Source organism: Bacillus pretiosus (genome assembly GCF_051294775.1).
Taxonomy (GTDB): Bacteria; Bacillota; Bacilli; order Bacillales; family Bacillaceae_G; genus Bacillus_A; species Bacillus_A wiedmannii.
Window position 1 is genome coordinate 1,089,646 of record NZ_JBPPHF010000002.1, and the last position, 22,753, is coordinate 1,112,398.

24 protein-coding genes and 1 pseudogene are annotated in these 22,753 nt (G+C 34.4%); 18 read left to right on the top strand and 7 right to left on the bottom strand.

Going from position 1 to position 22,753, the window contains the following annotated elements:
• Nucleotides 1–365: 365 nt before the first annotated feature.
• From ACSG5Z_RS13905 to ACSG5Z_RS13915, 3 genes are all read left to right on the top strand, one after another.
• Nucleotides 366–1,181, top strand: a complete 816-nt coding sequence (locus ACSG5Z_RS13905; protein ID WP_306007440.1) for an alpha/beta fold hydrolase — start codon at nucleotides 366–368, stop codon at nucleotides 1,179–1,181.
• A gap of 30 nt (nucleotides 1,182–1,211) precedes the next feature.
• On the top strand, nucleotides 1,212–1,787 hold the full coding sequence (locus ACSG5Z_RS13910; protein ID WP_435711583.1) for a histidine phosphatase family protein: 576 nt from the start codon (nucleotides 1,212–1,214) through the stop codon (nucleotides 1,785–1,787).
• Nucleotides 1,788–2,105: 318 nt separating this feature from the next.
• On the top strand, nucleotides 2,106–2,423 hold the full coding sequence (locus ACSG5Z_RS13915; RefSeq protein WP_060487508.1) for a hypothetical protein: 318 nt from the start codon (nucleotides 2,106–2,108) through the stop codon (nucleotides 2,421–2,423).
• Between the two features lie 91 nt (nucleotides 2,424–2,514).
• Here the strand turns inward: ACSG5Z_RS13915 and ACSG5Z_RS13920 are convergent, their stop codons facing one another.
• Nucleotides 2,515–3,153: a YczE/YyaS/YitT family protein gene (locus ACSG5Z_RS13920; RefSeq protein ID WP_097889693.1), complete on the bottom strand. Its 639-nt coding sequence runs from the start codon at nucleotides 3,151–3,153 to the stop codon at nucleotides 2,515–2,517.
• 193 nt (nucleotides 3,154–3,346) lie between these two features.
• On the opposite strand from ACSG5Z_RS13920, the gene pepT reads away from it, so the two are divergent.
• Nucleotides 3,347–4,579 carry a peptidase T gene (pepT, locus tag ACSG5Z_RS13925; RefSeq protein ID WP_087985003.1) on the top strand — a complete coding sequence of 411 codons (1,233 nt, stop codon included), beginning with the start codon at nucleotides 3,347–3,349 and terminating at the stop codon, nucleotides 4,577–4,579.
• Between the two features lie 36 nt (nucleotides 4,580–4,615).
• Here the strand turns inward: pepT and ACSG5Z_RS13930 are convergent, their stop codons facing one another.
• Genes ACSG5Z_RS13930 through ACSG5Z_RS13940 form a run of 3 tightly spaced genes read right to left on the bottom strand, consistent with a single transcriptional unit; the run spans nucleotide 4,616 to nucleotide 6,631 of the window.
• Nucleotides 4,616–5,527: a DNA-3-methyladenine glycosylase family protein gene (locus ACSG5Z_RS13930; protein WP_087985002.1), complete on the bottom strand. Its 912-nt coding sequence runs from the start codon at nucleotides 5,525–5,527 to the stop codon at nucleotides 4,616–4,618.
• Complete coding sequence (locus ACSG5Z_RS13935) at nucleotides 5,524–6,054, bottom strand: methylated-DNA--[protein]-cysteine S-methyltransferase (protein WP_088064252.1); 531 nt, start codon at nucleotides 6,052–6,054, stop codon at nucleotides 5,524–5,526. The genes ACSG5Z_RS13930 and ACSG5Z_RS13935 overlap by 4 nt, the downstream gene beginning before the upstream one ends.
• A gap of 4 nt (nucleotides 6,055–6,058) precedes the next feature.
• Nucleotides 6,059–6,631, bottom strand: coding sequence for a bifunctional transcriptional activator/DNA repair enzyme AdaA (locus tag ACSG5Z_RS13940; RefSeq protein WP_087985000.1), 573 nt, complete (start codon nucleotides 6,629–6,631; stop codon nucleotides 6,059–6,061).
• A 154-nt stretch (nucleotides 6,632–6,785) separates the two neighbouring features.
• On the opposite strand from ACSG5Z_RS13940, the gene ACSG5Z_RS13945 reads away from it, so the two are divergent.
• The 11 genes from ACSG5Z_RS13945 (at nucleotide 6,786) to ACSG5Z_RS13995 (ending at nucleotide 17,195) form a co-directional block, all read left to right on the top strand.
• The gene (locus ACSG5Z_RS13945) at nucleotides 6,786–7,544 is read left to right on the top strand and encodes an exodeoxyribonuclease III (RefSeq protein ID WP_087984999.1); all 759 of its coding nucleotides are present in this window, start codon (nucleotides 6,786–6,788) and stop codon (nucleotides 7,542–7,544) included.
• 298 nt (nucleotides 7,545–7,842) lie between these two features.
• Nucleotides 7,843–8,808 carry an iron-hydroxamate ABC transporter substrate-binding protein gene (locus tag ACSG5Z_RS13950; protein ID WP_060487502.1) on the top strand — a complete coding sequence of 322 codons (966 nt, stop codon included), beginning with the start codon at nucleotides 7,843–7,845 and terminating at the stop codon, nucleotides 8,806–8,808.
• 27 nt (nucleotides 8,809–8,835) lie between these two features.
• A complete protein-coding gene (locus ACSG5Z_RS13955; RefSeq protein ID WP_088122939.1) occupies nucleotides 8,836–9,843 on the top strand; it encodes a FecCD family ABC transporter permease in 1,008 nt (335 codons plus the stop codon).
• Complete coding sequence (locus ACSG5Z_RS13960) at nucleotides 9,836–10,858, top strand: FecCD family ABC transporter permease (protein ID WP_087984997.1); 1,023 nt, start codon at nucleotides 9,836–9,838, stop codon at nucleotides 10,856–10,858. The genes ACSG5Z_RS13955 and ACSG5Z_RS13960 overlap by 8 nt, the downstream gene beginning before the upstream one ends.
• Before the next feature lie 14 nt (nucleotides 10,859–10,872).
• A complete protein-coding gene (locus ACSG5Z_RS13965; RefSeq protein WP_046956533.1) occupies nucleotides 10,873–11,694 on the top strand; it encodes an ABC transporter ATP-binding protein in 822 nt (273 codons plus the stop codon).
• 17 nt (nucleotides 11,695–11,711) lie between these two features.
• Nucleotides 11,712–12,530 (top strand): alpha/beta hydrolase, encoded by an 819-nt coding sequence (locus ACSG5Z_RS13970; protein WP_087984996.1) that lies wholly within the window; start codon nucleotides 11,712–11,714, stop codon nucleotides 12,528–12,530.
• 276 nt (nucleotides 12,531–12,806) lie between these two features.
• Nucleotides 12,807–13,034, top strand: a complete 228-nt coding sequence (locus tag ACSG5Z_RS13975) for a hypothetical protein (RefSeq protein ID WP_000849106.1) — start codon at nucleotides 12,807–12,809, stop codon at nucleotides 13,032–13,034.
• A 292-nt stretch (nucleotides 13,035–13,326) separates the two neighbouring features.
• The gene (locus ACSG5Z_RS13980) at nucleotides 13,327–13,629 is read left to right on the top strand and encodes a metal-sensing transcriptional repressor (RefSeq protein ID WP_000349636.1); all 303 of its coding nucleotides are present in this window, start codon (nucleotides 13,327–13,329) and stop codon (nucleotides 13,627–13,629) included.
• 202 nt (nucleotides 13,630–13,831) lie between these two features.
• Nucleotides 13,832–14,038, top strand: coding sequence for a copper chaperone CopZ (gene copZ, locus ACSG5Z_RS13985; protein WP_002014669.1), 207 nt, complete (start codon nucleotides 13,832–13,834; stop codon nucleotides 14,036–14,038).
• Between the two features lie 95 nt (nucleotides 14,039–14,133).
• Nucleotides 14,134–16,554, top strand: a complete 2,421-nt coding sequence (locus ACSG5Z_RS13990; protein ID WP_435711591.1) for a heavy metal translocating P-type ATPase — start codon at nucleotides 14,134–14,136, stop codon at nucleotides 16,552–16,554.
• Nucleotides 16,555–16,715: 161 nt separating this feature from the next.
• On the top strand, nucleotides 16,716–17,195 hold the full coding sequence (locus ACSG5Z_RS13995; protein WP_435711593.1) for a GNAT family N-acetyltransferase: 480 nt from the start codon (nucleotides 16,716–16,718) through the stop codon (nucleotides 17,193–17,195).
• A gap of 20 nt (nucleotides 17,196–17,215) precedes the next feature.
• On the opposite strand, the gene hbs is transcribed toward ACSG5Z_RS13995, so the two are convergent.
• Nucleotides 17,216–17,488, bottom strand: a complete 273-nt coding sequence (gene hbs, locus ACSG5Z_RS14000) for a non-specific DNA-binding protein Hbs (RefSeq protein WP_001043904.1) — start codon at nucleotides 17,486–17,488, stop codon at nucleotides 17,216–17,218.
• 141 nt (nucleotides 17,489–17,629) lie between these two features.
• Nucleotides 17,630–18,445, bottom strand: a complete 816-nt coding sequence (locus tag ACSG5Z_RS14005) for a formate/nitrite transporter family protein (protein ID WP_088122935.1) — start codon at nucleotides 18,443–18,445, stop codon at nucleotides 17,630–17,632.
• Between the two features lie 196 nt (nucleotides 18,446–18,641).
• Here ACSG5Z_RS14005 and ACSG5Z_RS14010 point away from each other — a divergent pair, with 196 nt between their 5' ends.
• Nucleotides 18,642–19,535, top strand: coding sequence for a metallophosphoesterase (locus tag ACSG5Z_RS14010; RefSeq protein WP_088064245.1), 894 nt, complete (start codon nucleotides 18,642–18,644; stop codon nucleotides 19,533–19,535).
• Between the two features lie 168 nt (nucleotides 19,536–19,703).
• Nucleotides 19,704–19,783, top strand: a pseudogene (locus tag ACSG5Z_RS14015) (N-acyl-L-amino acid amidohydrolase); the annotation flags it as partial.
• A 52-nt stretch (nucleotides 19,784–19,835) separates the two neighbouring features.
• On the opposite strand, the gene ACSG5Z_RS14020 reads toward ACSG5Z_RS14015, so the two are convergent.
• A complete protein-coding gene (locus ACSG5Z_RS14020) occupies nucleotides 19,836–20,918 on the bottom strand; it encodes a chitinase (protein ID WP_060487497.1) in 1,083 nt (360 codons plus the stop codon).
• A gap of 421 nt (nucleotides 20,919–21,339) precedes the next feature.
• Between ACSG5Z_RS14020 and gabP the strand changes: the two genes are divergently transcribed.
• On the top strand, nucleotides 21,340–22,734 hold the full coding sequence (gabP, locus tag ACSG5Z_RS14025; RefSeq protein WP_000360103.1) for a GABA permease: 1,395 nt from the start codon (nucleotides 21,340–21,342) through the stop codon (nucleotides 22,732–22,734).
• Nucleotides 22,735–22,753: the final 19 nt, after the last annotated feature.

The following is a 22,753-nucleotide window of genomic DNA, read 5'->3' on the forward strand; positions in this document are numbered from 1 at the left end:
GATTTCCTTGTAAAAATCTTGTTTATAAGGAAAGTATTGAAGAGTTTAATACTTCTTAAAATTAAAAAAACATTGCGTTTGATAGTATGTATTGCATCAAGATTTTAAATAGAAATTGTATATTTAGTCATCCTTTGAATTGTAAAGGTTTTTTAGTGATTTGCAAGCGGAGATGCAAAATTGCATATAAAATGATGAGAATCCTCTTTCTAGCTGATCTTTTGATTGTTATAGGCTATTTTAAGTAAGATTTTCACTTTTAATCTGAAAATTAACATTTGTAAAAATGTTACAAAAGGATATAAAATAAGAACGTGTATTCTTACAGAGTGGATAGTATTTTCACTAAATAGGGAGGACTTTTTATGTTATGGCGAATGAAAGATGCGGAAATATACTATGAAATTGTTGGAGAGGGTAAGCCAGTCATTATTATACATGGCTGTGCGCCGGATCATAGGTTAATGATGAAATGTATGGAATCAGTATTTCAAAAATATGAAGGTTATCAACGAATATATATTGATTTACCTGGAATGGGAAAGTCGAACGCTCCAGATTGGATAAATAGTTCAGATCATATATTAGAAGTGTTAACTATATTTATTGAAGAAATCATTCCAAAGAAAGATTTTTTACTAGTAGGAGAGTCTTTCGGCGGATATTTAGCTAGAGGGATACTTTCAAAAATGTTTGAGAGAGTCAATGGATTATTATTAATATGTCCTGTGGTTGTTGCACTGCAAAAAGAAAGACGTTTACCGGATAAACAGATAATTGTACAAGATAAGGAGTTTTTAAATACGTTAACTTCTACCGAAAGAAAAGAATTTAGCGAGTTAGCAGTGGTAGCAAATGAATATACATATAAGCGATTTAAAGAAGAAATTAAGCCGGGGTTAGATGTTGCTAATTACGAATTTATTGAAAGATTGCAAAAAAATTATTCTCTTACTATGGAGTTTCACCGAAAGAAATATGAGAAACCCGTTCTTTTATTAGCAGGAAGACAAGATATATCGGTAGGTTATCGAGATATTATAGAAATTATTGAAGATTATCCAAGAGCAACATTAGCGGTGCTTGATATGGCGGGACATAATTTGCAAATTGAACAGCCTGAACTATTCGAGAGTTTAGTAGGAGAATGGATTACACGAACAAAACAACAAAATTTATAAAAAACGAATGAATATTTTCAAGGAGGAAGTATGAATACATATATTTATATGGTTAGGCACGGTGAATCATCAAAATTAGAAGGGAGTGAAAGAACACGTGGTTTAACTGAAAAGGGAAGTTTAGACGCTCATAGAATAACAGACATATTAAAAACAGAGGGAATCGATACTTTCATTTCAAGTCCATATAAGAGGGCTGTGTTAACGATAGAAAAAACAGCCAATTTCTATGAAAAAGAAATATTAATATATGAAAACCTTAAAGAGTGTATGTTTTCCAGTGGGGATCAAGTTATATCACATAAAGAGGTATATCCGCTTGTAAAGAAGATGTTCTCTGATCCGGATTTTGCACTAACAGAAGGAGAGTCATATAAGGATTGTCAGAGACGGGTAGTGAAAGTGTTAAAGGAAATATTAATGGATTTTCAAGGACAAAAAATTGTAATTGGCACACATGGGTTTGTAATGACACTCATGATGAATTATTTTGATAAGCAATACGGGTTTGAATTTCTAATACATACATCAAAGCCTGACATATATAAGCTGGAATTTAATGATGAACAATTATTGAATGTAAAAAAATTATGGATAGGAGAATGAAACTGAATATATGGAGTGTGTTTTAATTCGTACTTATAAAATATACTTTTTTTATAGAAAGCATTTTTATCAACTATTTTTAGAATCTTAAATCAATAAGTAATTATTCAATTTCTGAATAATATAAATGGAAGTTGGGTTAAGGAAACACATTTAAAATGTGACAAAACTCCAAACGTTGGATTTCTATTCAATTGGAAAAAAAGATGTAGAATTTTGTCTTACGGTCCCCGTTTACTTTTCATTTCATTACATATAGGCTTTGTGGTGTAAAGGGGAAAATCACCTTTATACAAAATTTATAAGGAGGACAATGTGATGAAAAAGATTAAAAAGTTTGCGGGAGTAGCTTTAGCAGGTACGGTTGGATTAAGTGGACTACTGTTTTTAGAACCAAGTGTAAGCGCTGCGGAAACAAAGCAGGTGAAAGAAGGAAATTTCAATGCGATTGATGTAACGATGAATCAAAGTGAATTTTATGTATTGAGTGGTAGAAGTATTGATATTCTTTCTGGAGATAAAGAAGCAATTCAGTTAAATAATTACACAATTCGTTTTAGTAAACCAGGGAAGTATGTAATTAAAGTAAATGGCTGTATTTATGACGATGTATATACTTTTATTGTAAATGAGTAGTATATATTCTGAAATTGTGAGATGAAAACAGAAACACCCTATTTGCGGTGAGAATCGTAAATAGGGTGAATACTTTGTATTAAGTTGTAGTTTAAATATGTTCATTAACTTTCTCTTTGTTATGTAAAGTATGTAAGAGGGTTTGAAACATCTTAAATGATTGCTGAAAGATTGGACTTTGAATAAAGGTGTAAAGAAAAGTTACGATGAAAACAGGACCTCCTAGCATAAATCCAATAACTAGTACAACACATTCTACTATGATTCTAGCACGGCTAATAGATAGCCCTGTTTTGTCGGAAATAGTAAGCATGAATCCATCTCGAGGGCCAGCACCAATCCCAGCCGCAACATACATCCCTCCCCCAATACCTGTAATTGCAATCCCAGCAAATAAAATGAGTAAGTTTATCCATAAATAATCACTAGCGTTTGGAAGAATGTTTGATTGTAAGAAAAAGTCCATAATGGGACCGATAAGTAGTGCATTTAAAAATGTGCCCACATTTATATATTTTCGATCTACTAATAAAGAAATGAGAACGAGACATAATCCACATATGACACTCCACGTACCAATGGTCCATCCAAATCTTTGGTAGAGAGCCATATTTAAAACTTCCCAAGGATGTAAACCGAGAAATTTCACTTTGACTGCAAGAGCATTTCCAAGGCCAAAAAAAATTAACCCTAAGAAAAAAAGAAAATAGCGAAAGAGAGTTAGCCTCATCTTTAATACCTCCTATATTTTATAATTATGTATATTACATGTAAGATTTTTAATGTACAAATATTAAGACTTTTTAGTTGTTATTTAAAATTGCTAAAATACAAATGAAATATATATTCGCAGTCAAAAAAGTTAAAATATTGCGTTTTAAGGATTATAATAGAGAGAGAAACATAAAAGGGAGTGAATGAGTTTGAAACAAGAACTTATTGAAAGATTTACGAGATATGTAAAGATTGATACACAATCGAATGAAGAAAGTCATACAGTACCAACAACATCTGGACAAATTGAGTTTGGTAAGTTATTAGTGGAAGAGTTAAAAGAGATTGGCTTAACAGAAGTAACAATGGATGATAATGGGTATGTAATGGCAACGCTTCCTGCTAATACGGATAAGGATGTTCCAGTAATCGGCTTTTTAGCACATTTAGATACGGCAACAGACTTTACAGGGAAAAACGTAAAACCACAAATTCATGAAAATTTTGATGGCAATGCAATTACGTTAAATGAAGAGCTAAATGTTGTGTTAACGCCAGAACAGTTTCCAGAATTACCATCATATAAAGGACATACGATTATTACAACGGATGGTACGACACTTCTAGGAGCAGATGATAAAGCTGGTCTAACTGAAATTATGGTTGCAATGAACTATTTAATACATAATCCGCAAATTAAACATGGGAAAATAAGAGTAGCATTTACGCCGGATGAAGAAATTGGTCGTGGGCCAGCGCATTTTGATGTAGAAGCATTTGGTGCATCATGTGCTTATACGATGGATGGAGGTCCATTAGGTGGTTTAGAGTATGAAAGCTTTAATGCTGCAGGTGCTAAGTTAACGTTTAACGGAACGAATACACATCCCGGAACAGCGAAAAATAAAATGCGTAATGCAACTAAACTTGCTATGGAGTTTAATGGGCACTTACCAGTAGAAGAGGCACCAGAATATACAGAAGGCTATGAAGGATTCTATCATTTACTTTCATTAAATGGTGATGTTGAGCAAAGTAAAGCGTATTATATTATTCGAGATTTTGATCGTGAAAATTTTGAGGCGCGTAAACATAACGTTGAAAATATTGTGAAGCAAATGCAAGAGAAGTATGGACAAAATGCAGTCGTTTTAGAAATGAATGATCAATACTATAACATGCTTGAAAAAATCGAACCAGTGAGAGAAATTGTTGATATTGCATATGAAGCGATGAAAAGTTTAAATATCGAACCAAACATTCACCCGATTCGTGGTGGAACAGATGGATCACAATTATCGTATATGGGATTACCAACGCCGAATATTTTCACAGGTGGTGAAAACTATCACGGTAAATTTGAATATGTTTCGGTGGATACGATGGAAAAAGCTGTTCAAGTTATTGTGGAAATCGCAAGACGCTTCGAAGAACAAGCTTAAAAAAAACCAAGTAGTGCGGATGCGCTACTTGGTTTTTTAGTATAATACTCGCCACAAATAAAAAGTTGCGTAAGACTCCCAGTTGGTCCAATTTGCCGCAAAATCTTTTATTTCCTGTTTAGTCGGTTTACTTTCAGAACCTGTTATATATTTAATTGCATTGTGCAAGCCAACATCGTCAATGGGAAAAGCGGAAGGAAATCGTAAGCAGCGCATTAAAACATAGTTGGCAGTCCACGGTCCTATACCATGTATAGCAGTTAATTGTTTTTCAGCTTGTTGCACATCTTGTATTTGCAGTAAAGATTCTTTTGATAATTTTCCTTCTGTAATAAGCTTTGCAATACCTATTACATATTCGCATTTTCTAGTCGTCATTTTTAAGTTTTTGAGATCCTCTACATGTAAATTGGCAATCGTTTCAGGAGAAGGGAATATCCAATGTTTACTATCGTTCCATTCTACATAATTTCCAAAGTGTTCGACTAATCTTCTTTTTAGTGTATAAGCATATGTGAGATTAATTTGCTGACCGATAATTCCCCAGGAAAGTGCTTCAAATAAGTCTGGAATACCTAAAGTACGAAGCCCATAATATTGTTCAATTGGTCCTTGAAGGAGTACATCATGTTTAGCTAATGTATAAAAGGGAGCTAAATCAGTAGTTAAATCAAACCACTCTTTTACATAGTGAGCTACAGCTTCGCATATCGATTCTTCAGACGTATATGATTCTTCTAAAAAACGTATTTGAATATTATCATCCGAGTTCATACTAATTTCAACTAAAGGATGTACATCCTGAACAGGGATAACTTTATAAATTTTGTTATCTTCAATGTGGAACATACATTCATTGTTAGAACGTGATAGATAGCGTAAATTTTCTTGGAAACTAAATTCTGTTGGAACTGCTAAAGTTAATGTGCTAGTATATTTTGCTGTCATATGCATTCTACCGGAGACTTTTCTAATGTAAGCAACACTTTCTTCATTTCTAATCCACCTCTAAAACCGGTTAGTTTACCATTCTTTCCAATAACACGATGGCAAGGAATTGTAATGAGAAGAGGGTTGGCAGCAATAGCAGTAGCAACGGCACGCACAGCAGTAGGTTTTTGCATTCTTTCGGCAATTTCTGAATAAGAATATGTCTCCCCATAAGGAATTTCACGTACCGTATTCCAAACAGATAATTGAAAATCAGTTCCGTAAGCATCGATAGGGAATGTAAAAGTTTCTCGTTTACTTTCTAAATACTCGATAACTTCTTTCGTATATGATTGTAGGTAATCTGGATTACATGCCAATATATGTTGTGGCAATTTCTTTCTAGCCCATATATTTAGTTCTTCAAATTTTTCATCTTGTGATCCAATGAAGCATAGTCCATTTTCAGTTGCAGCAATATGAAACTGCCAATTTTCATGTGTAAGTAGCGTCCAATATATAAATTTATTTTTGGAGGAATTCATTATTTTATCCTTCTTTCATTTCGTTCTTTTTTCGATATTCAGTAGGAGTGAATCCGGTTTTCTTTTTAAATAAAGTTGCGAAATACTCTGGGTTTTCTATCCCGACAGCAGTACTAATTTCTTTAATGGATTGATTTGTGTGTAAAAGGCGTTCTGCCGCTTTAACAATCCTAAACTGCTGTATATATTCTATTGGACTTATTCCTGTTACTTTTTTGAAAGTGCGTTGCAAATGAAATGGGCTACCATGACATATTTCAGCAAGTATGTTGAGAGTTAATAATTCGTCAAAGTGCTTTTTGATATAATCTTTAATTTGTTCTACCCACTCTTCATTAGGTAAAGTGAGCCCATTTGGTTTACAACGTTTGCAAGGGCGGAATTTTTCGCTTAATGCTTGCTCTGCATGATGAAAAATTCGTACATTGTTTCTATTCGGTATTCTTGATTTGCATGACGGTCGGCAAAAGATTCCGGTTGATTTCACAGCATAAAAGAATTTACTATCATAGGAAGAATCATTATGAATAATTGCTTGCCAATGCTCATTTGTTAACGTAATCCCTTCATTGTGCAAAGAACATCACCTCTGAAATTAGTATAACCTGAATAAAGTGCGTATGTATGTATTCACAAATGTAAGAGCAAGATTACAAAGGTGAAAATATGATTGTTTTTCTATTTTGTGATAGCATGAAATTTGAAAGTGAACATCAAGAGGAGGGCTATAGGTGAAGTTAATTTCGTGGAATGTAAATGGTTTGCGAGCAGTTATCGCAAAAGGTGGATTTTTAGAATATCTTGAGGAATCAAATGCTGATATATTTTGTTTACAAGAGATTAAATTACAAGATGGGCAAATTGATTTGAATCCAGAGGGATATTATACATACTGGAATTATGCTGTGAAAAAAGGTTATTCAGGAACGGCTATTTTTTCGAAAAAAGAACCGCTATCTGTAACATACGGTTTAGGAATTGAAGAGCATGATCAAGAAGGACGAGTTATTACTTTAGAATTCGAAGATTTTTACATGATAACGTTATATACACCAAACTCAAAACGAGGATTAGAACGATTAGATTACAGAATGAAATGGGAAGATGATTTCAGGGCTTATATTAAGCAATTAGATGAAAAAAAGCCCGTTGTTTTTTGCGGTGATTTAAACGTTGCTCATAAAGAAATCGATTTAAAAAATCCAAAAAGTAATCGTAAAAACCCTGGATTCTCTGATGAGGAACGAGAGAAATTCACATGTATTTTAGAAGAAGGATTTATTGATACGTATCGTTATCTGTATCCTGAACAGGAAGGTGCATATTCGTGGTGGTCGTATCGTATGGGAGCGAGAGCAAAAAATATTGGATGGCGTTTAGATTATTTTGTTGTTTCGGAAAGAATGAAAGACAAAATAACAGAGGCGAAAATTAATAGTGAAGTGATGGGATCAGACCATTGCCCAGTTGAATTACATATAAATTTCTAAAAAAAGAAGTATCTTCCTAAGATTAGGCGGATACTTCTTTTTTATTCAGTTTGTTAAAATTTTTCAAATCTTTCTTGAAATAATTGCATATTAAATATATACTTAGTAACGATAATCATTATCAATGAAAAGTGTTATCAATAGATGAGGTGTAAAAGAATTATAGTTTAGGGGAAGTGAACGAGAATGAGTTCTGGATAGAATTATTAATCTAATGAAATATATATGTGAGACAAGTTTCATATAGTTAAATTTTATTGAGAATATAGTTTGAGAATTCGAGAGGAGTTATATAAAGATGAACAAGAAGTTATTTACTTTAGGGATGGTTACAGTTTTAAGTGTAGGACTAGCAGCATGCAATAGTACGGATAAAACTTCAGGAGAACAAAAGCAACAGACAAAAGCTACGGAAACGAAAAAAGACGAAAAAAGAAAAATTACATATTTAGGTAAAGAATATACAGTACCAGCAAAAGTAGATAAAATTGCGACAGCTAGTTTAGAGTCAATGGAAGATGCAGCGGTACTTGGTATTAAGCCAGTAGGTGCCATTACTGTTGGTGGTAAATTACCGAAGTATCTTGAGAAAGATTTAGAGGGTGCGAAATCTGTTGGTGAGAAAATGCAACCAAATTTTGAAACATTACTACAATTAAAGCCAGACGTTATTACATCAAGTACGAAATTCCCAGCAGAAACAGCTGAAAAGTTTACGAAAGTAGCTCCTACATTCCCGGTATCACACGTTTCAACAAATTGGGAAGATAACTTAAAGTTAATGGGAGAATTAACTGGTAAAAAAGATAAAGCAGAAAAAATTATTAAAGATTACAATTCAGACGCTGAAAAGGCAAAAGCAAAACTAGGAGATAAGTTAAAAGACAAAAAAGTACTTGTCATTAGACTAAGAGCAAACGAATTATTCCTATATCCAGAAGGAGTATACTTCAACCCTGTCATTTATAAAGATCTTGGATTAACTGCTCCAGAACAATTGAAAACTGTAAAAGCACAAGAGAAAATTTCATTTGAAAAACTTGCTGAACTTAATCCGGATTATATTTTCTTACAATATGAGACAACTGAAAATAAAAATCCGAAAGTGCTAGAAGAAATTGAAAGTAATCCAATTTGGCAAAGTATGAATGCTGCGAAGGAAAAGAAAGTATTTGTAAACGTTGTAGACCCAATGGCACAAGGTGGTACTGCTTGGAGTAAAACAGCATTCTTAAAAGAAGCAGTGAAAAATTTATCTAAATAATACAATAAGTAAGGTGCGTTGAATGATATGCAGAAAACAAATGCAGTACCAGTGACTATATTATGTATAGCACCCATACTCATCTTATTTACAGTTATATTTTCTATTTTGTATGGGGCGAAGAGTATTGATGCTGAAATAGTGTGGAACGCATTATTTCATTTTGATTCAAGCGATGTAAATCATAATATTATTATTACTTCACGTTTACCAAGGGTAGTTGCAGCTCTTTTAGTTGGAGCATTTCTAGCCATATCAGGAGCACTTATGCAGGGGATGACAAGAAACTATCTTGCATCCCCTTCTATTATGGGTGTGACGGATGGGGCAGCCTTTGTTATTACACTTTGTATGATTTTTCTTCCGGGAATGTCATCAATTGGTATGGTTTTATGTTCAATGATTGGTTCTGCACTAGGAGCCGGTATCGTGTTTGGTTTTGGCTCGCTCCTTCAAAATGGCTTATCACCAGTTAGGTTAGCGATTATCGGAACAGTTATTGGAACATTTTTAAGTAGTGTATCGGCCGCGATGGCATCATATTTCCAAATCTCTCAAAATGTTAGTTTTTGGTTTAATGCAAAGTTAGACCAAGTGGATCCTAATATCATTAAAATCACGATACCGTTTGGGATAATTGGAATAATTTTAGCGTTGTTAATATCAAAATCTATTACCATTCTTTCTTTAGGAGAAGAAGTTTCTATTAATCTAGGGCAGCGTACAAAACTAGTTAAAGCCATGGCAATTTTATCAGTTATCTTTTTAACAGGAACAGCAGTTGCTTTAGTAGGAAAAGTTGGTTTTGTAGGTTTAATTATTCCGCACATTACTCGCTTTATAATTGGGGTAGATTATAAGTGGATTTTGCCATGTGCAGGCGTTATTGGTGGAGTTTTCTTAGCGTTATGTGATGTTTTAAGTAGATTTGTAAACTATCCATTTGAAACACCTATTGGGGTCGTTACCTCCTTAATTGGAATTCCTTTCTTCCTTTATTTAATTCGTACAAGAGGAGGAGAGAGACATGCTTAAAAGTTCAAGTCAACGTTTCGGAATGACGATGGGGATTAGTGTATTTTTAATACTATGTGCTATTTATATTAGTTTAACGAATGGTACGTTTGATATTACGATTACAGATGTATTTAAAACACTCTTTAGAATAGATCCAGTACCAGACCATGATTTAGTTATTTTTGAGTTTCGTCTTCCTCGTATCGTAATTGCTGGGCTAGTAGGATTAGGCTTAGGCGTTGCAGGTGCTGTTATTCAAGGGATTACGAGAAATGGATTGGCAGACCCAGGTATTTTAGGAGTGAATGCTGGGGCCGGCACAGCAATCGTTATTTTTATGTTTTTCTTTCAAGGGCAATTAAAGAGCACAGACTGGATGTCTATTATGATGATGCCAATGTTTGGTTTAGTCGGCGGATTAGGTGCAGCTATCATCATTTATCTGTTTTCATGGAAAAACGGTAAGCTAGACTCCCAACGTCTTTTATTAACAGGGATTGCGATTGGGTCAGGATTTGGAGCATTTTCTATGTACTTATCACTCAAAATGAAGTCAACTGATTTCGAGATGGCTGCAGTTTGGGTGTCAGGAAGTATATATAGTGCAAACTGGAAGTATATTATTGCTATGTTGCCGTGGCTTATCATATTAATTCCGCTTATACAAAAGAAAGCTTATTTATTAGATTTATTTCAATTGGAAGAAACGAGTATTACAAGTTTAGGTGTTTCAGTAGAAAGAGAGAAATCTATTTTACTATTAAGTAGTATCGGACTTGTAAGTGCATGTGTTGCAGTTTCAGGAAGTATTGGTTTCATTGGATTAATGGCACCGCATATAGCAAAAAGGCTTGTCGGTATTCAGCATAAGCATATCATTCCTACGTGCGGAGTAATCGGAATGTTCCTTGTAATAGCTTCAGACTTTATTGCAAAAACAGTTTTCACCCCTGTAGAGTTACCTGTTGGGATCGTTATTTCTATTGTCGGTGTACCGTATTTCTTATATTTACTTTATAAGGCGAAAGCGTAAGAGGAGGAATAAAAGTGAGTATTTTAAGTGCAAAAAATTTAGAAACGAGTTATGAAAAGCTTACAGTGTTTCGCGATTTAAATGTGGAAATACAAGAAGGAAAAGTAACGACAATTATAGGGCCAAACGGGTGCGGGAAATCAACACTGTTAAAAACAATGGGAAGAATTTTAAAGCAAAAGAGCGGTAAAGTATATTTGCAAGGACAGGATTTAAATACGATTCCAACAAAAGAAATTGCGAAGCAGTTAGCTTTACTCCCGCAAACTCCAATTGCACCAGGAGAACTTAAAGTGGAAGAATTAATTTCCTATGGACGCTATCCACATCGAAATAATGTAAATAAGTTAACTTCAAAAGATAAAGAGATGATTGATTGGGCATTAGATATAACGAAAACTTCTGAATTTCGAACGAGACAAATTGCAAATTTATCAGGCGGTCAAAGACAAAAGGTATGGTTAGCGATGGCTTTAGCACAAGAGACAGAAGTGTTACTACTAGATGAACCAACTACATATCTCGATATGTCTCATCAATTAGATGTATTACAAATTGTGGAGAAGTTAAATAAAGAACATAATTGTACGGTTGTTATGGTACTACATGATATTAACCATGCAGCAAGGTTTTCAGATGAAATTATTGCGATGAAGGAAGGGGAAATCGTTACAACTGGTAGCCCAGAAGAAATCATTACAAATGAAGTGTTAAAAGAAGTATTTCATATTGATGCACGTGTCATGATTGATCCGTATAATGGGTCTCCTGTTTGTTTTGGATACGATAGCGTTGCACTTCAAGAAGAGAAAGTAGAGATATATGTAACGAGTTAAGAAGGGGGGAATATAAGATGAATACTACTATTGAAAAACAGCAGATTATTACATCTAATACAGAACAGTGGAAACTGTATTCAAAATTAGACTGTAAGGAATATCAAATTCATATTTCAAAGCCTAGGCGGCCAGCACCAGAGTCAGGATATCCTGTTATATACGTATTAGATGGCAATGCCTTTTTTCAAACATTCCATGAAGCGGTTAAAATACAATCAGTTAGAGCGGAAAAAACAGGTGTTTCACCAGCCATTATAGTAGGTATTGGTTATCCAATTGAAGAGGCATTTTCAGGAGAAGAAAGATGTTATGATTTTACGCCAAGTGTAATTTCAAAAGATGCGCCTTTAAAACCAGATGGCAAACCGTGGCCTAAAACAGGAGGAGCACATAACTTCTTTACTTTTATGGAAGAAGAACTGAAACCTCAAATTGAAAATAATTATAAGATTGATAAAGGAAAGCAAACATTATTTGGGCATTCGTTAGGTGGCTTATTTGCTTTACATATATTATTTACAAACGTAAATGCCTTTCAAAATTATTTTATTAGTAGTCCATCAATCTGGTGGAATAACCAATCTGTGCTTGAAAAAGAAGCGAATCTTATAAATGAATTAAACAGTGCCAAGTTTCAAACGGGAGTGTTCCTTACAGTTGGGTCACTAGAACGGGAGCATATGGTTATAGGGGCAAATGAATTATCAGAGCGCCTTCGCCGAGTAGAACACGATCAGTTTCGATTTACGTTTTATGAAGCTGAAGGGGAGAATCACGCATCTGTTGTGCCGACTTCTTTAAGTAAAGGGTTAAGGTTTATTAGTTACGTATAAATTGAAATGAATATCTAATAAAATGCAAACAAAAGGCTATGGGAAATTTTCCATAGCCTTTTGTTTGTGCAAGTAGAATTGTCCTTTTTGAACGTTTTGTTTCAACTTTTCGTCTAAAGAGACAAAAAGTTGTCACAATTCGGTCACAATTAGCATAAACATAAAATAGACGAAATGAACTTATTTCCAAAAAGGCTTGATTCATTCCATTCATGATTAGAAGAGCTGAAACAGCATGGATTAAAAGTTCACTATATTCTCAAGGAGGTAGATCGTATGAAAACTATTCTTGCTATCGCTGGGCTTATTTGGGTTTTATCACATGGCATTCCAATTTATGAAGGAGAACAAATTCGCAGTGCTCTGAATAAAAATTTTAATGAATATCACGTTATTGATCGGCAAGATAATGTCGTGACAGTTCGTGTAAATGATTGTTTTCATACGGTAACCGTTGAAGGAACTTCAGTAGTGAATGATACAAAAGTATGTGATCAGCAATAATTATATATAGGAAGAAAAAAGTCTCAATTTACACGTGTGAAAATTGAGACTTTTATATTTGTGGATGAATAATAAGCGGGGATGGATAATCCCTGCTTATTATTGTTTTTTGAAAAAAAGCAAGGGTATCATAATAATTGAGTCTGAGAAGCTAATAAGTTGTTAAGAATAAGCATAGAGCGGAAATATACTCATATGGGGTATCATACGTAGATAATTAATGCTATAATTGGTATACTCGTAAAAGCAATTGTTTTATTGGATGAAGAGAAACTTTAAGAAGGTGATAATTATGGATCATAAAGAGCATGAAGCGGTAACACATAGATCAGAAAAAGAAAAAGAGCAGATTATAAATAGATTAAAGAGAATTGAAGGACAGGTCCGCGGTATTCAAAATATGATTGAAAATGATCGTTATTGCGTGGATATTTTAGTGCAAATTTCAGCGATTAATGCAGCGATGAAAAAAGTAGGAATGGGTGTATTAAAAAACCATACAAGTCATTGTGTTTCAGGTGCTATTAAAGATGGCAATGGTGACGAAGCAATTGAAGAATTAATGACTGTATTTGAACGTTTTTCAAAAGCGTAAAAACAAGCTAGTATGTAACTGGCTTGTTTTTTGTTTACCTTCATATAAGATTTTGGGGTATTGATGTGAAAAAGTGTATGTAAAATAAACTTTTAGAAAATAATTGAAAAATCATGATACAAAACCATTGATTACCTTAGGGGGGTATGGTAAAATGTAATTGTGATTAAAAAACAATGAAGAAACAAGAGGAGGATTTTAAATGGAACAGTTAACATTAAAAGTTGAAGGTATGTCTTGTGGACATTGTGTAAATTCTATTGAAAGCAGTGTGAAAGAACTAAACGGTGTTGAACAAGTGAAAGTTCAATTAGCAGAAGGAACTGTTGAAGTTACTATCGACTCGTCTGCTGTAACACTAAAAGATATCGTTGCTGTAATTGAAGATCAAGGATACGATGTTCAATAATTATTTTTAGATATGGAAATAAATCGTACTTTATAGGAAGTACGATTTATTTTGTTAATAATTATACCTTATGAGGGTATATAGAGGTGAGAGACATGAATGAACAGAAAGAGGCTAATCTTCAAATATCAGGAATGACATGTGCGGCATGTGCGAATAGAATTGAAAAAGGTCTGAAAAAAGTAGAAGGTGTTCATGATGCAAATGTAAATTTTGCACTTGAAAAAACAAAAATAATGTATGATCCCCAAAAAACAAATCCGCAACAGTTTAAGGAAAAAGTTGAATCGTTAGGATATGGAATTGTAAGTGATAAAGTTGAGTTTACTGTTTCAGGGATGACATGCGCAGCATGTGCGAATAGAGTAGAAAAGCGTTTAAATAAGTTAGAAGGTGTGAACGGAGCGACAGTAAATTTCGCTTTGGAATCAGCTACAGTAGATTTTAACCCTGATGAAATTAATGTAAATGAAATGAAGAGTGCAATTACGAAATTAGGATATAAACTGGAAGTGAAATCAGATGAGCAAGATGGATCAACTGATCATCGCTTACAAGAAATTGAGCGACAAAAGAAGAAATTTATCATTTCATTTATTTTATCATTCCCGTTACTGTGGGCAATGGTAAGTCATTTCTCATTTACATCGTTTATTTATTTACCTGATATGCTTATGAACCCTTGGGTGCAGCTAGCTCTTGCAACTCCAGTTCAGTTTATCATTGGTGGGCAGTTTTATGTTGGAGCTTATAAAGCGTTACGAAATAAAAGTGCCAATATGGATGTTCTCGTGGCACTTGGAACGTCGGCAGCGTATTTTTACAGTGTGTATTTAAGTATTAGGTCGATTGGTTCTTCGGAACATATGACAGACTTGTATTTTGAAACGAGTGCAGTACTTATTACATTAATTATTTTAGGTAAATTATTTGAAGCAAAGGCAAAGGGACGCTCGTCAGAAGCAATTAAAAAATTAATGGGTTTACAGGCGAAAACCGCTACTGTTCTACGAGACGGAACAGAAATGAAAATTTTAATCGAAGAAGTAGTAGCTGGTGATATCGTTTATGTAAAACCTGGTGAAAAAATCCCGGTAGATGGAGAAATTGTAGAAGGAAAATCAGCAATAGATGAATCGATGTTAACAGGTGAGAGTATTCCAGTTGATAAAACAATTGGGGATGTAGTAATCGGTTCTACAATGAATAAAAATGGATTTTTAAAAGTGAAAGCAACTAAGGTAGGAAGAGATACTGCATTAGCTCAAATTATTAAAGTAGTAGAAGAGGCGCAAGGGTCAAAAGCTCCTATTCAAAAAGTAGCTGATCAAATTTCAGGTATTTTCGTACCCGTTGTAGTTGTGATTGCTATTATCACATTTGCAGTGTGGATGCTATTTGTTACACCTGGTGATTTTGGCGGAGCACTTGAGAAAATGATAGCCGTACTTGTTATCGCTTGTCCATGTGCATTAGGTCTTGCGACACCTACATCTATTATGGCTGGATCAGGAAGATCAGCTGAGTATGGTATTTTATTTAAAGGTGGAGAGCATTTAGAAGCAACGCACCTATTAGATACAGTTATTCTAGATAAAACAGGTACTGTGACAAACGGAAAGCCTGTTTTAACAGATGTAATTGTAGCAGATGGATTCCATGAAGAAGAAATACTACGTTTAGTCGCTGCGGCAGAAAAAAATTCTGAACATCCACTTGCAGAAGCGATTGTAGAAGGAATTAAAGAAAAGAAAATTGATATCCCAAGTTCAGAAACGTTTGAAGCGATTCCAGGATTCGGTATCGAATCAGTTGTAGAAGGGAAACAATTATTAATTGGTACACGTCGATTAATGAAGAAATTCGATATTGATATTGAAGAAGTTTCTAAATCGATGGAAGAGCTAGAACGAGAAGGAAAAACAGCAATGCTTATTGCGATCAATAAAGAATATGCTGGTATAGTGGCCGTTGCAGATACTGTAAAAGATACTTCAAAAGCAGCTATCGCAAGACTTAAGAAAATGGGTCTAGACGTTGTTATGATTACAGGAGATAACACACAAACTGCTCAGGCAATCGCTAAGCAGGTTGGTATTGATCACGTAATTGCAGAAGTATTACCAGAAGGAAAAGCAGAAGAAGTGAAAAAACTCCAAGCACAAGGTAAGAAAGTAGCAATGGTTGGAGATGGAATAAATGATGCTCCTGCTCTTGCTACGGCGGATATCGGTATGGCAATTGGAACAGGAACGGATGTAGCGATGGAAGCGGCAGATATTACGTTAATCCGTGGGGATTTAAATAGTATTGCTGATGCAATCTTTATGAGTAAGATGACGATAAGAAATATTAAGCAAAATTTATTCTGGGCACTAGCTTATAACGGATTAGGAATCCCGATTGCGGCGTTCGGTTTCTTAGCACCTTGGGTTGCAGGAGCGGCTATGGCATTTAGTTCTGTATCCGTTGTATTAAATGCATTACGATTACAAAGAGTGAAATTAAAAAAATAAAAATCTAGAGAGTAATTGCATATGCTTTTAAACGAAAAACAATACTTTGAAATAAGTATTGTTTTTTGTTTATATAGAAAGAAAAAAGATATAATAAAGCAGAAATATTGAATACTAGATGGTAGACAAGTTAAATGATAGTTTAGTAAGGAGGTTCATATATGTTAAAAGATACGATCATTAGAATATTCCGTAAGGAGGATTTAGAACAAGTATTACAGTTGTTCTATGAAACAGTTCATACAATTAATGCAAAAGATTATAACGTGTTACAGCTACAGGCATGGGCACCAGATCAACTAGATAGGGAAAGTTGGTTACAGTCTTTAGAGAAGAATATTAGTTATGTAGCGGATCATAACGGTATGATAGTGGGATTTGGGGATTATAATGATGATCATTACGTAGATCGCTTATTTACGCATAAAGATTATCAAGGGAAAAGGATAGCCTCATACATACTAAAGAAGCTAGAAAAAGAAGCAGTGAACTTGGGGCATAGGGAGATTTATACAGAAGCAAGTATTACAGCAAAACCTTTCTTTGAAAGTAAAGGCTTTATTTGCATAAAGGAACAAAAGAAACAGCATAATGGCCAGATTTTTATTAATTATGTAATGAAAAAAATAGCCCTCTCGTAAACGAGAAGGCTATTTTTTCATTATTTTACAGCTTCTTTAAGTTCTTTACCAGCTTTGAAAGCAGGTACTTTAGAAGCTGCGATTTGCATTTCTTCACCAGTTTGTGGGTTACGGCCTGTACGAGCAGCTCTTTCGCGTACTTCGAATGTACCGAATCCGATAAGTTGTACTTTTTCACCAGCAGCTAAAGTGTTAGTGATTGATTCTACTACAGTTTGTACAACTACAGTAGCTTCTTTTTGAGAAATCTCAGCATTTTGTGCTACGTTTTTAATTAATTCTGTTTTGTTCATGTTTTTCACCTCATATGTAAATAATGCTATTTAAGTTGTTATTATAACGTATAAAACATTCGAGAACAAGTGTACGCACATATATTCGTAAAAAAAATGAAATTTGTAATATTTTTTAGAGCCACTGTATAGACTTTCAATTTAAGCGGATACAGATTTTTTCTTTAATGCAGTTTGCTCTTTATTGGAAGGGAGTTTCTTATTATAGGATATGAAATAAGGTAATGCTACAAATAACATACCTCCTACTAAGTTTCCGAAGAAAACAAAAATGAAGTTTGGAAAATATTCAATCCAAGTTAAATGACCGGCAAAAATTGCAGCTGGGATGACAAACATATTGGCTACAACGTGTTGAAATCCAATCGCAACAAAAGTCATAACTGGGAACCAAATACCGATAATCTTCCCGATAAATTCTTTACTTCCCATACTGAGCCAAACAGCTAAACAAACGAGCCAATTACATCCGATTGCAGAAATGAAGGCTTGTAGTGGTGTATCTTGTAGTTTAGCTTGCGCAATAGAAACTGTTTTCGCTAAAAAAGCTCCCTCTGTTAATCCGACGATATGACCGAAAAAATAAGCAACGAATACAGCACCTATGAAGTTGCTAAACGTAACAATAACTAAATTTCGAATGAAGTGAAATAATTCGATTTTTTTGTGAAGCCACGCCATTGAAACGGTCATCATATTGCCAGTTACTAACTCACCGCCTGCAAGAATAACGAGTATAAGACCGATAGGGAATACAGCGGCACCTAGAAAACTAGTAAATGATCCCCAAGACTTTGGCATTGTTCCAATAACATGAATATCGAGTAAATACCCTAATGCTATGAAAGCACCACCAAAAAAACCGAGAATTAGCATAGGGAGTAATGATAAATGAGCTTTTTTTCTTCCGGAATTCGCAGCAAGTTCCGTAATTTCTTCTGGTGTAAATACAGACATGAATAATCTCTCCTTAATAAAATGATAGAATGAATAGAAGGAACATTTTTAAGAATCTATGTATTATAAAAATATGTTATGACTTCTGTATAAATTTGTCAAAGTGAATTAGGATAGAATTGGATATAGCTAACATTGTTCATGTTGTCACATTAATGTAACAATAAGGCTTTAAAGTACTTCTAGAGGTGAGAATATGAATACGAATCATGTAAAAAAAGAACAAAAAAAATCAATCGTCAAGATATGTATAATCAGTTTCATAAGTATAGTAATGATTTCAATAAGTTTGTATTTCTATGCGACAGAAATAGAACGAAAACTAGTAACAGTTACGTGGAATGAAATAGAAGCTTCTACAATTCCTAAAGAGTTTAATAACAAAAAGATATTACAATTCTCAGATGTGCATTTAGGGCCAGAATTTACATTGAAACAACTAGAAAATTTGGTAGAGAAGATGAATACGTTACATCCAGATATAGTAGTTTTTACAGGGGATTTAATAGATAAGTTTGGATCGTATAAGGCAGAAAGAGAAGAAGCGCAAAGCATTTTGCAGAAAATACATGCGCCCTTAGGGAAATATGCAGTGTTTGGGAATCATGATAGGGGCGGGGGAGGTAGTTTATTTTATAAAAAGTATATGGAGGAAGCTGGTTTCTCTGTGTTAGTAAATGAAGTGCATAAAATTAATGCGGAAAATGGAAAATATATTACAATATCAGGTTTGGATGATTTTTTATTAGGGAAGCCGCAAATAGACGCGACTTTAAAACAAGTAAGGCAACAAGATTTTAATATGCTCTTAGTACATGAGCCGGATGTTGTAGACAAAGTAGCTCGTTACCCAGTTGATTTTCAAATGTCAGGACATAGTCACGGAGGACAAGTTCAAATTCCTTTTATAGGTCCATTAATTACTACAAAATTAGCTGAGAGTCATGTTGAAGGTATGTATGAATTAGAAGGGAAGAATAAGCCGTTACATTTATACGTAAATCGTGGTATTGGGACAACCCGAATGCCTGTTAGATTTTGGAGTGTACCTGAACTTTCAGTATTTGTGTTAAAGCAAAATAGCAACTAGACTATTTTAGAGTAGTAACAGGACTTTCAGAGAAAGTTCTCTTTTTTTATTGGGTAAATACAGAATGTTATGTGATTTTTATTTAAAGTGTTAAAAAGGAAAGGAGAATTTCTATGGTAGAAACATGGCATAAAGAATTGGAAAGTTTATATAACGAAATGGTTTCGTGGCAAATTACTTTTAAGTATTGTAAATAGTTATGTAGAGATGGAAAAGAATCTTTTCATCATGTAGAAGTGAAAAAGTAATTTACATAAATAAAAAACAACAATAGGTTATGTAACCTATTGTTGTTTTTTATTATTTTTGCAAGGGAATAGCATCAAAATATGTTCTATAGTTATTAGAGAATTCAAAGTTGTTTTTTGCATCCCAATTAATAGACCAAGACATTAGGCCCCGGAATGCAGGGTAGCCACTCTGATTTGAAAGTTTATACTTTCCTCCGAAAGGAATTCCTTTAATGATATAATCTAAAGCTTTTTTCATTTCAGTTGGAGAAATATATCCGCCACTTGGAGCGGCCGCTGGTGCTGCAGGAAGTCCAATCATGACTTGATCCGAACGAAGAGCTGGGAAAATGTTAGTTGCATTACCACCTACAGGAAAACCATGTAAGAGCATATCTGCCATAGCGACTTCGTAGTCTGCAGTGCCTTGATTGTAGTTATTACCGTCCATTCCAATCCCGCTACCAGCGTTGTAGTGTTGAACGTGAATGTATGTTAGTTTGTCTTTTACTCCGTAAATAATCGGTAAATAAGCACCCCAGATGCTTCCGTATGCGCTATAACCACCTTGAACATAAGCTGTTTCAGGAGCCATGCTTAATAGAAAATCTGGACCGTAATGATCTGAGATTGTTCGAATAGCTGAGATAAGATTTACGATTTGAGGAGTAGTTGGGTTTTTAAAATTAGTGTCATTTCCGTTTAAGTAAATACCTGATTCAAGGTCAATATCTATTCCATCAAAACCGTATTTATCGATCAGAGATTGTAGGGAATTAATAAAACGTTGCTTAGCCGCATTGTCAGGAAGTAAAACGACCCCATTTTGTCCACCTATTGAAAGAACTATTTTCTTACCTTTACTTTTTAAATAAGAAATATCTGATTTAAACTCTGCATCTGTACCATACACAGGAGAAAATTCAACAGTGGAACGATCACCACCAGTTTCACCGAAAGATACATTGATTACATCCCATTTTGGTGAAACGTCCCTTAATTTAATAATACCAGTACCGTTATCGAAGTTATGCCAGTATCCAACGAGTAATTTGGATCCTAAATTGTTTGCAGCTTGTGCTTGGAAGGGAGCTAGCGGTAGCAGTAAGAAAATTACTAAAGTACAACAAATAAATTTGAACTTGTTTAACATATCAACACTCCTATACAAAAAGTTGTCTAGATGTATAATCTTGTTTATTTCATAATATCTGAAAATTTGAACTTTTGTAAGGTGACTATAATTTTCTCAACAATTGTGTATGGAAAATTATTAAACCTAATGTAATAATTTTTGGAGGAGGTTGAATTATGATTGTTAAATTCAGAATATTTTGATATATTTTAAAGTATAGGACAAGATTTTTCGCATAATACTCTTACATAAAGTGAAACTTTAATCAGTGGGGCTTTGTTCATCCCCCGCTGATTATCAGCCCTCACCAATCGGGCTTTTACGGGCAGTAGATTCCCACCTAACTTCTTTGCTTCCGCTGAATTTTGAGGTGGGGGTCTTACTGTCCGTTAATGCGGGGGAAATTTCAAAATTAAGTTTGGAAGGGGATGTACAAGAGTTGGATAAAAATCTTAAGAAAGACCTCAAAATACGCCACATTACAATGATTTCCATTGGTGGCGTAATAGGAGCTGGTTTGTTTGTTGGAAGCGGTGCGGTTGTGCATTCAGCAGGGCCAGGTTCTATCGTTTCATATGCATTAGCAGGACTTCTAGTCATTTTCGTTATGAGAATGCTAGGGGAAATGGCAGCTATTAACCCGACAAGTGGTTCATTTGCAACATATGCAAGAGAAGCAATTGGTCCATGGGCGGGTTATACAATTGGGTGGCTATATTGGTTTTTCTGGGTAATTGTTATTGCGATAGAAGCTACAGCAGGTGCTGGTATTATTCAATATTGGATTCCAGAAATCCCGCTCTGGTTATTGAGCTTAATATTAACGATTTTATTAACATTGACGAATGTTTTTTCGGTGAAATCATTTGGAGAGTTTGAATATTGGTTTTCATTTATTAAAGTAATAAGTATCGTTTTGTTCCTTTGTCTTGGACTCGCTGTTATTTTAGGATTTGTACCAGGAACGGAAGCACCTGGCACTTCGAATTTAGTAGGGCAAGGAGGATTTATGCCAAATGGTATAAGTTCGGTGCTACTTGGAATTACCGTCGTTATATTTTCATTTATGGGATCAGAGATTGTCGCAGTAGCCGCTGGAGAGTCTGCCGAACCTGTAAAAGCAGTAAAAACAGCAACAAATAGTGTAATTTGGCGTATTCTCGTATTTTTCATTGGATCGATTGCTGTAGTTGTTACACTCCTTCCGTGGAATTCAGCGAACATACTAAAAAGCCCGTTTGTGGCGGTGCTGGAACATATAGGGATACCAGCGGCAGCACAAATTATGAACTTTATCGTTTTAACAGCTGTACTTTCTTGTTTAAATTCGGGTTTATATACGAACTCAAGAATGCTTTTTTCAATGGCAGAAAGAGGAGACGCGCCAAAGGCATTTTTGAAATTGAATAGTAGTGGTGTTCCAGTTCGGGCGGTTTTATTTGGAACTTTCTTTGCTTACATTGGAGTTGTTTTTAGTTACATATCTCCAGATAAAGTATTTTTATTTTTAGTGAATGCATCTGGCGGGATTGCGTTACTCGTTTATCTCGTTATAGCAGTTTCACATTTCAAGATACGTAAAAAAATGGGGAAAGCGGAACAACAAAATTTGAAAGTCAAAATGTGGCTTTTTCCATATGTAACATATGTTACAATTACTGCGATTATAGCAGTTTTAGTTGCCATGCTCGCAATTGAATCTTTACGTTCACAAGCGCTTTTAACAATGCTTGTTACTGTTCTTATAATAATTTCTTATTTTATTTTTAATAGAAATAAAAATAGTACATTGTTGAATCCTAAAAGCAAGAATGAGGAATCTGTTCGATTCTAATTTCTTGTTTTAGAAGAGA